Genomic DNA, 13,473 nt, shown 5'->3' on the forward strand with positions numbered 1-13,473 from the left:
AGTCGGTATTCTTTACTGAATCAGCAATTGAGCCTTTTCATTATGATTAAGGATGCTTGCAATTCCTCAGAAAGTTCCAACAATAAGCCTTCTGGACGTTGCTAAACTAACCTAGCCTATTAAATTTTGCAAATTTAGTACCTCCTAATGGCAGGTGCTTGTAAGATTATCTAGAAGACCTGATGGATTAATATGTTTAGCCATCGCTGTTCTTTAACATGAGATGTCGTCAGACGTTGAGCAGTACAGTCTATCTGCTTGCATTTCAACAACAAGTTTGTTCTTTAACATGAGATGTCGTCAGACGTTGAGCAGTCACTCTCAGCGGTGCGAACATTAGTATGGCTGGAGCAGTTCTTTAACATGAGATGTCGTCAGACGTTGAGCAGATCCCAAAATGCGTTTTCTAGTCCACCAAGGTATCCTGTTCTTTAACATGAGATGTCGTCAGACGTTAAGCAAGATCCTGCTTCTGGTTACCATAATTTATGCTTCAAAAAGCTCCCTCAACCCTCTTCATGGGAAATTTTTGTGCGAATTTGTTCCCATTGCTCAATCTGCTTCTGTAGTTGCAACTTGCGATCGCACTCGAATCAACAGCCCATTGTATCTAATTTTGTATGGATATTCTTCTGTAATTCTAAGCTAAGTGTAATGACAGTGAGTTGAAGAAAAACTGAAGTGCGATCACAGTATCAAGAAGTACTAATTGACAAGAGGTAAAAATACCACGAATTAGTTGACTAAAAACTTTACATTAATTAGGATTCGAGTAATGTAACAGTTAAATTTTCAGAATTAAATGTAATTTGAGAAATATTGTTTAAATCCATTACCTCACCAACAATCGGGAATAAAGGGCTACCAGATGACCATAATTCCGTACTGCCGGGATGTTGATCAAAGTAATCAGGTTTAGTAGTAACTCGCAAAGTTTCTTTCATTCCAGGCATAGAGAATTTATATTCGCCATCTTGCATTAGTTGAACTTCAATCCCTGGAGGCAGTAGAGAGGGGGTTTGTAGTAATTTGTCTAAGGTTTTTAAGCCATATAACGGTTCTGGTCTTAAAGGTTCTTCTAAATCAGCTTCGGTAATTACATCCAAATCAAACGTTTCTTGTTGAGCTTGACGTATACTACTATCCAATTCACTGACTAAAACCGCTCGTTGTTGTTCTTGTTCAGTACGACTGGATAAAGCAGCATTGGCAATACTTCTAGGTAAAGTGGCTAAAATAGGTTGTAATCTGCCTACGTATTGAGAAAACAAACCAATTCGTTCTCTTAAAACTACATAAACATCTGTTTCTACAGTATCTTCATAATGTAAGTTAATGATTTTGATGTCTTCATAAGCTTGACCTAAACGGTCAATTCTGCCAATGCGCTGCTCAACTCGCATCGGATTCCAAGGCATATCATAGTTAATTAATGCGCCGCAGAATTGAAAGTTTAAGCCTTCGGCTGCTGCGTCTGTACATAAGAGAATTTCTGCTTTTCCTTCACGAAATATTCGCTTAATTTCATCTCTAGAAATACCTCGCCAATTGTTGTTACTGACGGCTAATTCTCCACCTCTGCCCGAAAAACAAATAACTTTATATTTTTCTGTTTCTACTAAGTACTGACGTAGAAAATCCATTGTATCAATATATTGGGTAAACACAATTACTTGTCGATAGCCTTCTTGTCTGAGTTTTTGAAGCTCTTGGAGGAAAATTTGGGCTTTAGTATCAGTTGGTAATTGTTGAACTTGTTTTAATAAAAATTCTAATTCACGTACTTCTTCTGCTTGTAGAGCTTCTCTTTCAAGCTCGTTGGCTTCTTCTGCATCCATTGTTTCATCTGAAGCTTCATCATCAGAGATATTTTCTTCATTCAATTCTAGTTGAGTAAAGTTGCGATTTTTAAGATTATTAACTCGCTGGCTAAGGGTATGTTCTAAAGCGGCAAAACTACTAGCAAGACGGCGACGATAGATAGTCATTACAAAACCGACAGCGTTTTTATCTGCTTGAGATGCATTATTATATGTTGTAGAAATATAATCCTCAACTGCTTCATATAATTGTCTTTCAGCAGGGGTTAAAGACACAAATTCGTCTTCAACAATTCGAGTAGCAATGCGACTGCTAATTTTTCCAGCTTCGTAATAGCGGCGTAAGAGTTCACGGGTATGGCGCGAAATCAAGCGATTGACAGGAGTATTAAATCGCATAATCGCGATCGCTGCTCGTCTTTTGTCGCTGTTAAGTTCTTTTCTAAGTAAGGTGGCTTCATCTCTGAGGGCTTTTAATACTTTTTTAGTGGCTAATTTACTATTACCAGGGACAAATCTTTGGGCAGCCTCTAGAGAGGTTTCACCAAATTGTGCTTCAACGGAGCGGAACAAATTTGCCATTAACTCAAATTGAGCATGGCTAGGATTGCCTGCACTGGCACAATTGAAGAAATCTTGAAAATTCTTTAGATTCCACAACTGAGGTAATTCTAGTAAGTTGAGTAAGTCCCAGACCTCTATAGGACTAACTTGCATAGGAGTTGCAGTTAACAAAACTAAACCTTGAGTTCTATGTTTTAACTGCTGCATTAATCGCAATAATTGATTAGGGCCTTTCGGTTGACTACCACTCACTCCTTGGCGGCGGGCATGGTGTGCTTCATCGAGAAACACTAAGTCGTAAGGTTCAGCTTCATTAATCAATTCTCTGGTGCGATCTGCCCTTCTCATTAAGTGGCTGGAGGTAATGACAATCGGTTCTTTGTGCCATTCCTGACGGCTGACGGGTTTACTAATGGGTTTACCTAATACTCTCAAAGCTGGGCAATCATACCAACTGAGAGTTTTACCATCATAGATAGGAACATTGAGGTTAAACTTTTCTCTGAGTTCAATTTGCCATTGAGTGAGAACTGCTTTAGGGGCAAGGATGAGAATCCGCTTGGCTTTACCAGCTAACCAAGCTTGACGAATCAATAATCCAGCTTGAATGGTTTTACCTAAGCCAACTTCGTCGGCAATCAGGAGTTTGGGAGGCCAATTTTGATATAGGCGTTGAAAAGCATTGACTTGGTGCGGATAGGGTGTAATCGCACAGGTAGCTTCGCCAACGCGATCACCTTTTCCAAAAATTGCTGCGCCGTACTGTATCAAACTCCAAACTTGTTTAAATTGTTCTTGCAGATCGAGAGGCTGCTTGTTTTCATCGAATGCTTTTTCATTAGTTTGAGCAGTTGTAGAACCATCAGAACTCATATCTACAGGATTCTGAGTACTGACTTCTGGTTCCTGAATACTCTGCAATCGCTTTAGTTTTTGATCGTTGGGTGGAAGATAACTGAGAAGTTGTTCTTTTACCGCAGTAGGAACATCAATGACTAGACAGCGTTTGGCTTGGTTTGTCCAGAGTTTAGCAAATCCTCGTTCCTCTTCCTCTAAATGGAGTTTTGTTCCACCCCAATCAGTAAAAACGTGAAAACTCTCCCAATTTCCTGTCCAGCCAAAGGCTGTTTCATTCACACTGCCATTAAATGCAAGTCTGTTTCCAGCTTTATCTTCAATAACTCCGGCTTTTTCGTGAAAAATGCCTTGTAGGGGAATCGGTTGGCGTTCAGCAGAACAGGGTAAAGCAAGTTTAACTTCTAAATAACCTTGTGCAACCATCCAAGAAAGAAGTTCTAATGCGTCTGCTTCTTCAATATTTTCTGGAATCAACGGAAAATTAGATAGAGAACGATCTACTACTTCTTTGAGTTTTTCACCTCGTGCGATCGCCTCTACTTCTTCTTCCTTAAGAGTGCAGCCAATGACTAACCGCATGACTCCATGATTCCGAATTAAACCTTCAATTCCCCGTGCAGCTAAGGTGAGGATACGGGCAGAAAAAAAGCCAGTAGAACGGTCATAGCGGACTGCACAATTAAGGATAGGTTCGTAAAACTCATTAATCAGGCTCAATGTATCAGAGTCGTACTTTGTCGCCCAAGCATAATCTGTAAGTAAAGCCATAATTTTTAGACATCGGTTTGAATCATAAAACCAAATTTCTCTAAAATCAGTTTTTTTCTAGCTACAATAAACTGTTCATAGTTCTCTAGCTTCCATAACTCTCGGTCTTTAGGAATTAGATGTAAATTTAAATAATCATCACTTTTGCCACTAAATTATTGTTCAGGAGGAATATCTCTCTTACCTCCTGCACCATTTTCTCTGGCAGTTAGTAACATACAGTTAGCAATCTGATCTCGGTCAAATTGCAGATACTTGAGAATGTCTTTACGCCCTGTAGTTGGGTTAATTGTTCTAATTTTTCGTAGCAGAGATTGAGAGAATATATGGTCTATTTGTGGTAGACTAGCTTCGTAAGATGGGTGATAATCAAAGTTTTGATACCATAAATTAAAATACAAATGTATGTACTTAGAAGAATAGTGCTGTGTTAATATATTAGATTCAGTAATTTGCAAATTTCTGCCATCAACGCGAATTACACCTAATAGTTGTTTCACATCAAATTCTTCAATTTCTTTGATTTTTCTGGTTAATTTATCAATTAATTTATCAGGATTACCGCTAAAAGCACCAGTCAGTAAGGTTCTTAAAACATAGGTATCTAATTGTTCAATATTAGACCAATTTTTCGGATATTTATAGCGGAAATAGATAATCGGAATTAATGCCAAATAAGAAGGAACAGCTTTATCAGTCCGTAGAAAAGTTTTGCCTAGTAAGAAATCTTTAACATCTTTGATAGCATTAGCTATATTATCCCAGTTTTTTACAATTTCTTCCTTGGTAACTCCATCTCTGAACTTATTAATATCATACTGCGCTCCTTTATCGAGTAAAGTAATGCAGGTTTTTAAAATGAAATCTCTGGTAAAACTATAACCACTTCGATTTAGTTCATCTATTAAGTCTTCCAACTCCTCATCTGCATCATCCCAACTAGATGTTAACAAAGAAAAGAGTAAATCAGATTTACCTAATTGAGTTCCACCAGAATTGGCTCTAATAAAAATTTCTACAACATCATCTTCTTGATAAGCTTGTCGATTATCAACGCTATCAAGTTCCTGATATATTAAAAAATCAGATGAAGAAAACTGATTAATAGCTAAGGCGACATTATCAAAAACTCTGCTTTTATCCTCATTGCTTAAATTGTCGTAAAGATTGATAATTGATTGAGCAATTGTATTAAATCTGTTATGATTAAAAACAATATCTTTGAATTTAATCCAAGGAAATTTAGCGTTATCAGCATTGAGAAATTTAAACTGATAACGAATATCTTCTGGTTGAGCTAAATCCCCACTAATTACATTAAAAAATAGTTCTTTTCTGTCGTAACTACCTTTTAAGCCAATAAACATACATTGTAAACGTTGTTGTCCGTCCAGAACTAATAGTTTAGTCTTACTATTCTCTGGAACATTAAAATCGGAAAGTCTCAAATTTGGTTTATAATGGTCAATAAATTTACGACATTTGATTTTTGATTGAGTGCGCCAAATCAAGAGCGTGCTGATAGGATATTCACGCATAATCGAGTCAAATAGACGCTCAATTTGTTCTTCTGACCAAACAAAAGGGCGTTGAATATTGGGCAACCAAAAGCCACCATCTTTTTCTTCATCATTAAGGTAAGTAACCATTTTACGAATGGTTTCTTTTTCATGCTTCATAACTCAATTTCCTATGCAGTTTGAATATTCAGCCACAGTTCTAATTGCTTAGGCTGTGGAACTTTTTCGCTAAATGCCAAGCGGCGCAAGCTTTCTAAGACATCAAAATCTTTAGCAGCTTCTGCAACTTCTCCTTCTTCTTCTGTAAAACCTGTATAGGTACTGGAGACAGGTAAAACTTCCAATACTGCTAATAAAGCGGTTTGGAAATCTGCGTTTTTATCAACTTGATTGCTTTCTAGCAATTTCTTAGCAGCTTCTAAGCCATTGCTACGCGCACGGTTAGCAGCGTGATGTAGTGCATCAATCATGGCACGGCTACCATCTGGGGAACCTAGACTAGCTTTAGCGGCGCGTTGGCTACTATCCCATAAAACTAAATCGCTAGATTGTTTTTGTGCTAAATAACCTACAATTTCTCTGTCTAAATCTACACCTACAACTCTGGCTAATCGCAAGGCTTCATCGTAGGGGAAACGAGGTGCTTTAAAGGCATCCCAGGCTAATACAAACCATTCAGTGATGGGGTCTAAATTGGTTTGGCGCTTTGTGCCTAAAAGCTGTTCCATCCGCCATTGTTTCACTTCTCTTCTGGCTGCGTCTAGCGCATCTTCTGGGGTAACTGCATAGGGGTCAAATTCATCAAATAAGCTGGTTTGTTTACTTTTCTGCTTTGCTTTTGGTTGGGCTTTGGGAGTACCGCGAGTTATAGGCCAGTGTTGGGATAATTCTTGTAAGGCTGGGCCAAAGCAGGATAGATATAAATCAACGCCTTTAATACCATATTTTTTAAATTCTTGGACTCGTTTTCTGACGGCTTTGGCAAGATCTTTTTCTACATCTTCCCAATAAACGGTATCTTCTTCAGATTTGGGGGGACGAGGACGACAAACGAGGAATATGGTACTTTTAGCAGCAGCTTTGTCTTTGATGTGCAGACTTCCTTCTGCTTCGGTATTGACAGGCCAAGAAGCAGTAATAGTAAATCCAGCTTCTAATAAACCACTGGCTAAAGCATCCCATGTACCTTGAGCTTTATGGGTGAACATGAGGGTGAGAATACCGTCATCTTTGAGGACACGGCGACACTCATTAAAAATACTTGCCATGCGTTCTTGATAGTCTTTGGTTGCTAATGCTTTCGCGCCTTTTTCACCTTGGAATTTTGCAGGGTTGGCTACGGCTTCGTTTTCTTTATCTGTTAATTGACGGGTGAAAAATTCAGGGTAAACATAACCTGCGGTACGCTTTAGCCAAACATAAAAGAAATCACTGAGTTCTGCATACATCACATTGTCGTAGTAGGGAGGGTCAAAAATAATGGCATCTATGCTTTTATCTTCTAAATGAGATAGGTTGTCTCCTGAATCATTTGTGATTGTAATGTTAGGTATAGTAAAAGATGATGTATTTAATAATTGAAGTTGCTTATTTTTGCTGTTACTTTTTTTAGTATCAATGTCTGGACGGCTTAATTCAATCAGTTCTTCGATACATTTTCCGGTTTGTTCTATAGCCCAATCATAGCCTAAACCCGTTATGAGAGGTGACATTTCAGCGTAAGACCATACAAAAGCAAAATCATGTCTATCAAAAATAGAACGTACTCTACCTGTTGTTGTATCCCAACGTCCTAAACGAGAATTATAATTTAGCAATTTATCTAAAGCAAAACTTAAATAAATAAATGCTGCTTTTGTTACTTCATCTAATGTCCCTTGGGATTCTTCTTTGTCTAATAATTCTCGAAATACTTCTACACTTGTTCCATGACAGAGGAGTTGACGAGGTAAAAAGATGTCTTTCCAATACATCATTCCATAGCGATGAGGTTCAAGAGTCTTCAAGCCATCGGGAATACTTTCATTAGGAATAAAATTGAAAGCTTGCCACTCGGCTAATTTTTCCTCTACCTTTGTCTTTATTTCTGTAGAATTATTATCACTGGGCAATGGTGCGCGATATCCTCTCTCCCACTTTTCTTTAATTTTTCCTGTTTTGGTTTGTGTCTGAATTCTTTCTTTATACACAACAGTAAATAGTTGGTCGCCCATTTCTCCTGCTTGCGCTTGAGCTTTAATTTCATCAACTGAAACAACTCGATTACAATCAGGATAGGGACATTGAGCATCACCTCTGCTAACAGTTCCGGTTGATTTGTCTTTGCTTTTATGGACAATTTCAAACTCACATATACGCTTGTTTATATCTGGTTTTAAGCGTACTCCCGTACCATCTAGCGCAAGTTTCCAGTTAGGAGAAAGGGGAATTATACCTTCAGAATAAGGACAGCGTATAGTACGAGCGTAAATGTAATTAGTTGAAATTGCATTTGCTTTAAATTCTTGAGGATAAAATTCTTTTAACTTTTCTTCTCGTAGTTGAATAAACTTAGCAGAAATTCTATTAAATTCTTCTAAAACTTGTAATCCATATTTTATAGGAAATTCCATAGTTGCTTTGAGAATAAGTGAAGCAACAGGATTAATATCATTAGCAAACACATTTACGCCTAGTCGTATCGACTCGAAGGGGATACTACCTCCGCCAGCAGTTGGATCTAAAATTTGAGGTTTTTCTAAACCTATTTTACGCCTTTCATAGTTTAGCCATTCTTTATCTGTATCTGAAGGGATATAATAAAAAGCACGTTTATAGGTATAGGCTTCTCCTTCAAAACGTTCTCCTTTTCTTCTTGCTAAATCAATTTTTCTCCGAGTTGCAATAGGATCACCATGAATACCCAAAACATGAAGAAACTTTTTATGGTCTGCATCCGCAGGTAACAAAGATGCTAAAACCGCAGCGCGTGACGCTACTAAAGGCCGCCTTGCCCACCAAACATGAAGATAGTAAATGGGAGGTAAAGCAGTCATTGAACGCCTTTCTCTGACACTTTCCTCACTAATTTCCGCTACAGGTAGCCATTCTTCAATTAAACGTCGAGTCATTATTAATTCCTTTAATCTTTATTTGGGTCTGTCAACAAACAGCGCAACGCCATTAAAACTCGTCTGGGATTTTTACGGTGCATCGCCATTCCCAACCAGTAGGCGGCTTCTTCTTTTCCCATCACCTCAACGCCTTCAGCACAACAGCGCATATTCTCCCGATTTCGCATTGGTGCTAACACACGAAACATTAAACCCATTCTCAAAGCCTGTTCTTCATCAAGGTCAAAATCTTTGATTTTCCCTCGTTGTAATTTGGTTAAATCAATATCTATCTGCTTGAGTTGTCGCAATAAACGATGTTCGATTAAAGCAAAATTTCTGCCTTTAATTCCTGCAACACGTTTGGGATTTTTGAGATGTGGTGTAGCAGGAGATGGTAACTGCCAAACTTCTAAAGATAAATCACTTCCTGGCAGTTTTTCTACTTTTAATTGATAGTAAGGTTTGCTCAAATTCTTAGTAAAAGAATTATAGTGATGTGAAAATTGACTTAAAGGAAGAGTAGCAACAACCATTTTTTAACACGCCTCTGCATAAGCTTCTACAAAAGCTGCACCAGTAGCAAATCTGGCTAGCTTTTCTGTTATCTTTTCCGGTTCATCTGTGTTCAGGTCTAGCCCACTAGCGTAGGTTAAGGTAAAAGTTATTTCTAAATTAGTTTCAGAAGCTGCTCGTAATTGAGGTTGCAAGAAATCCTTAATCGGTTGAGCATCACTCACCTGTCCTGCAAACTCGATACTAAAACTACTGCTGTTGGTGGTTTCATATTCAGCAGATAGTTTTACTTGTTTATCTGCACCCGATACAGTGTTAATCACACCAAGCAGCTTAAATCCATCACTACCATCAAAAACCCTTAAACTGAGCAGACTAATTTTCTTAATTTTGGCGTTGCGTGCATCTTCCCAAATTTTGGTTAAAGCTTCCCGTAATGGTGCTTCTGCTTTAAAAGCATTGGGACGAGAAGTTGATGTAACAGGAATTTTTACAGGGTCTTCAGTAGTATCGACGCTATAACTACCACTTTTTTCTCCTACTTTGGATGTGGTAGGTAGACTATCTCCATCAGAAATATCACCTGTGTCAGTTTCTATTGTTTCACTTGTTTCTCTGACAACAGGACGAGGCCAAATACCACGCTCTTTGGCATAAGTTGATGTAAAAACAATAGACTGTTCATCAATTTTAATTTCGGCGTATGGGTCGCCTTGTCCTAATAATAAATCTCCACTCTGATAAACATAAATCTCCTGTTCAATTCCTAATCGCACCATTTTAATGAAGGTGTCATCACTAAGCATGATGGGGAAACGGGGGTCTTTACGAAATTCTCTTCTGAGTTCAGCCGTGCTAATTTGTCCTTTTTTTAATGGGGTCTGATCTCTTACATAATTTGGTGCAGGAGGATCGCTATTGGGCTGAAGTAATTTTTGGTTATCCAGCAAGGCTTTGACAATTTCCTGCTGTCCATTCCCCGGTCGTTCGGAAGCAGAAGGTAAATCAAAAGCTGTATGGGCTAAATCAACGTTTGCTCCATCTAGACGATTGCGAGACGGATAGAAAAGATGGCGATAACACTGTTGAATAATAATGGCTAATTCTTGTTCAGACTTTTTGTAAAGTTCGTTAACTTTCTCTTGCTGGTGTTCTGGTAATTGTGCTAAACGATCAGGCGATCGCATTCCATCTAATGCCAACCGATAAAGCATCTTATTCTTCATCTCATCACGAATGGCATCGTCAGCAACCAGAAATACTAAATTATTCAGTAATTGACGGAATTTTCCTTGATTACCTTGATTGCGGTAAATATTTTATACCAACTGCGGTACTGTCACCGCTTCATTACGAACTGTTTCAGCATCGTAACTAATCAGTACCAGATTCGGTCTGCCATCGCTGACATCATCTGCGACATCGTAGGCTCCACCTGCAAAGGGGATTAAATTAAAGGTCTTCCCCGCAAAAATGGTACGAATGCGGTCTTGTAATAAATTTCTTGCCTCATTAGTATCCACCTGCTTTGTCTGGCGGCGAATGAGAACACCGAGGTTGACTTCCATCAAAAACCGTAAGGGAGCAGCTGGACGGTCATCTAGATAAGCAGATTCAGCAATAAACCTTTGACGAGCATCATTGATAAAACTGATATCCAAACCAGAGGCAAGGATGGCATAACGCAGATTTACCTCGTCAATACCTTGTAAATTGTTATTATATGCAAAGCTATTCCAAAGAATGTTTCGAGCGACAAAAGAAGCATAGGGAGCTAAACCCGCATACCATTTAGCATCTAACTGTTGTGCTAAAGAAGTTTCTTTTTCTGTTGCTGCTACATCATTTTGGATTACGGGGTCAAACCTCCCTAATTCCAGACGGGTGGTAATTTCATCTCGAATGGGAATGTAGCCAGGATTAACATGATGTAAATGAATAGCGTAGGTATTTACAGGTTCTTCTTGCCAAAGATGAGCAATGGTTCGTGTCAGTAACCTCAACATTCCTCTGACACGCTGAAAAGTACTCAGAGTAGAGAGTTTATCTGTGAGTAAATCTATCAACGCCGGATGAAAAGGAAAACCATTACGAAAATCGTCTACCCTGTCTGCACTCACCCGTTCAATTGGTAAATCACTGCGATGGTTAATCCATAACTGTTCATAATTACCAATTACTTCCTCGGCTGCATTTTCATCAATGTAAGAAAATAATCTGCGGCGCAAAACCTGTACAGTTTCTTGTTCTGTAGTTGGGTTTAAAAGGGTGGCTACTCGCCCTGCAACTTTAGTTGCTTCATCAAGTTGTTCCGCTACAAATTCATTTTCTTGAGAATAAGCATCTGTTGCTCTCCCTTCCTTACCAACTGCTAAAGTAAAGACCACACAAGCTTTTTCTGAAGAACTTACAGCTTTAAATAAAGCAGTCAAAAAAGGTGTTAGTTGGTCTTGTTCTTTTCTACCTTTAATTTTGCGTAAATATATAGATAATTCATCAAGCAGAATTAATACTGGCTGATTGCCAAATAACTCTTGAATCGTAGCCGCCCCAGGAGCAACTTTTTCGATATCGCTTTGACGGACTTTCTCATATCCAGCCACCCCAGCTAAACCATACGCTAGTTCTCCCCAAGGTGTGTAAGCTCTCAAACCGTTGCCAAGAGGTCTACCGTTAACTGAATCTGCATTTTCTCCATCAAAAGCAGCCAGTCGAACTGTGATTGTGGGGACAAGTTCAGGGTCAATAAATTCCTGAATATTAGCTACACCTTTCATTCCCTGTGCAGCGTGAGTTAGAGCAATCAAACTATGAGTTTTACCGCCACCGTATTGAGTATCTAAACGCAGCACGGGAGAACCACCTACACCTTGCAGTCTTTGACAAACAGTTTTTAATAATGCTTTTAACCCTTGAGTGGGGTGAGTATTGGCAAAGAATTTGTTTGGCACAGCATATTCTGGTGGTGCTGTACCATTAATGACCTGCGCTAAATCTGCCGCAAAATCAGATTCTCGAATATCTCCTTTTAAGATGTCAGGGCAAGGGCTACAAATTTCAAATAAGGTTTTCATTGCAATCAGCAGCGGCATTATTTGCTACATATTAACCTTATAAATGTTCTAGTATGCTTGCATATATTTACATAGAAAATTTTTAATAGCTAATATTTGCTACTTAAGTAATTTGTAATTATGTGTAGCTTGTCATCGTTTCATAGAAAACCTACTTAAATACAGACCGAACTGTTAACATTACCATTTTTACAATTCTTAATTAGCCAAAAACAATTCACTAGCTTGAAGAAGAGGGCTTGTTGTGTTGCTTTTATCTAATGTCCTAAATTTAGAGTTTAGCTAAATTACTGAGTATTCATTTACCAATAATTATAAATTATACTGTATCATGAGTGCTAACATTAGTACAGAAAATAGTACTTAATGATACTTGTAAAGATGTAGAAAGCAATATCCAACGATGAATTGCTTCCTCTAAGTACTTTCTTTATTTCTCTAACGATACATTTGTTTCAATTAAAAACCATTCAACTGAGTTTAAAGGGACGAAACCGCATCATTAATCCGCCTTCCCTTTATTAGTTGAGGAATTTTCGTTTTCCTCAGCGTCTAGCCATGCACGAATTAACTCAAGTGCCTTCTGACTCATCGTGGTTCGATGCTTGGCACAGGCAATCTTGAATCTGGTTCTCTCAGCCTCCGGCAGAAAAACTCGGAAATTTACTGTCTTGTCTTCTTCTGTCACAACTGCCCTATCAACACGAATTAGCCTCATTGTGGCATTTGGTCTGTTCAGATCAAATATGTCAGTTACCGCAGTTGCGGCAACTGACCCAGTTGGTTTATCCTAATTTTCATAGTCTATTTGCAACATTTAGACCTCACTGCTGAATTTGACTAACCAAAAAAACACCAAAAGCCAGCGCCCAACTTTCCACGGCTGACGCTGGCTTATGGTTTCCCCATTCAAGGAGATTTTATCTATGGTAAAACCTGTGAGCGCTCAACGCGATCGCTTAGATACTTATCAACAGGCTTTAGATGACTTTTTAGTTTGCTATCACGGAAAATGGGGTCTTCTGGAAGTTGATGGCCTCTACCACACTCCATTGACACGAGTAGACGAACAAGGGCGAGAACGCTTTTTTCAGCATTATGGCATCAGAGTAATTCAGCGCTTTGATGCTAAAAGCTGTGAGGATAAACCCTATGAAGTGGTTAAGGAATCTGACTTTTCCCGTTAAGTCTTGAAAGGCTTACTAGTAAAGGATTTAAGAAACAGCACAGCAAATACGGTAAAGTAATTGCAATCGAGTGC

General features: G+C 38.6%; 8 protein-coding genes. 1 reads left to right on the top strand and 7 read right to left on the bottom strand.

What is annotated here, in order from left to right:
• Window positions 1-761: 761 nt before the first annotated feature.
• From V7K21_RS29220 to V7K21_RS29250, 7 genes are all read right to left on the bottom strand, one after another.
• Entirely contained in the window at window positions 762-4,010 is a 3,249-nt protein-coding gene (locus V7K21_RS29220) for a DEAD/DEAH box helicase (RefSeq protein WP_335179409.1), read from the bottom strand.
• A 155-nt stretch (window positions 4,011-4,165) separates the two neighbouring features.
• Window positions 4,166-5,689: a DUF262 domain-containing protein gene (locus V7K21_RS29225; protein WP_335179411.1), complete on the bottom strand. Its 1,524-nt coding sequence runs from the start codon at window positions 5,687-5,689 to the stop codon at window positions 4,166-4,168.
• 11 nt (window positions 5,690-5,700) lie between these two features.
• Complete coding sequence (locus V7K21_RS29230; protein WP_335179412.1) at window positions 5,701-8,640, bottom strand: DUF1156 domain-containing protein; 2,940 nt, start codon at window positions 8,638-8,640, stop codon at window positions 5,701-5,703.
• An 11-nt stretch (window positions 8,641-8,651) separates the two neighbouring features.
• Complete coding sequence (locus V7K21_RS29235) at window positions 8,652-9,095, bottom strand: DUF7680 family protein (protein WP_335179414.1); 444 nt, start codon at window positions 9,093-9,095, stop codon at window positions 8,652-8,654.
• 66 nt (window positions 9,096-9,161) lie between these two features.
• Window positions 9,162-10,364 carry a hypothetical protein gene (locus V7K21_RS29240; protein ID WP_335179416.1) on the bottom strand — a complete coding sequence of 401 codons (1,203 nt, stop codon included), beginning with the start codon at window positions 10,362-10,364 and terminating at the stop codon, window positions 9,162-9,164.
• A 93-nt stretch (window positions 10,365-10,457) separates the two neighbouring features.
• On the bottom strand, window positions 10,458-12,212 hold the full coding sequence (locus V7K21_RS29245; RefSeq protein WP_335179418.1) for a DUF499 domain-containing protein: 1,755 nt from the start codon (window positions 12,210-12,212) through the stop codon (window positions 10,458-10,460).
• A gap of 502 nt (window positions 12,213-12,714) precedes the next feature.
• Window positions 12,715-12,930 carry a plasmid partition protein ParG gene (locus V7K21_RS29250; RefSeq protein ID WP_335179420.1) on the bottom strand — a complete coding sequence of 72 codons (216 nt, stop codon included), beginning with the start codon at window positions 12,928-12,930 and terminating at the stop codon, window positions 12,715-12,717.
• A 208-nt stretch (window positions 12,931-13,138) separates the two neighbouring features.
• Here V7K21_RS29250 and V7K21_RS29255 point away from each other — a divergent pair, with 208 nt between their 5' ends.
• On the top strand, window positions 13,139-13,399 hold the full coding sequence (locus V7K21_RS29255) for a hypothetical protein (RefSeq protein WP_335179422.1): 261 nt from the start codon (window positions 13,139-13,141) through the stop codon (window positions 13,397-13,399).
• Window positions 13,400-13,473 lie beyond the last annotated feature (74 nt).

It is taken from the genome of Nostoc sp. (assembly GCF_036919595.1).
In the GTDB taxonomy this organism is placed as follows: domain Bacteria; phylum Cyanobacteriota; class Cyanobacteriia; order Cyanobacteriales; family Nostocaceae; genus Nostoc.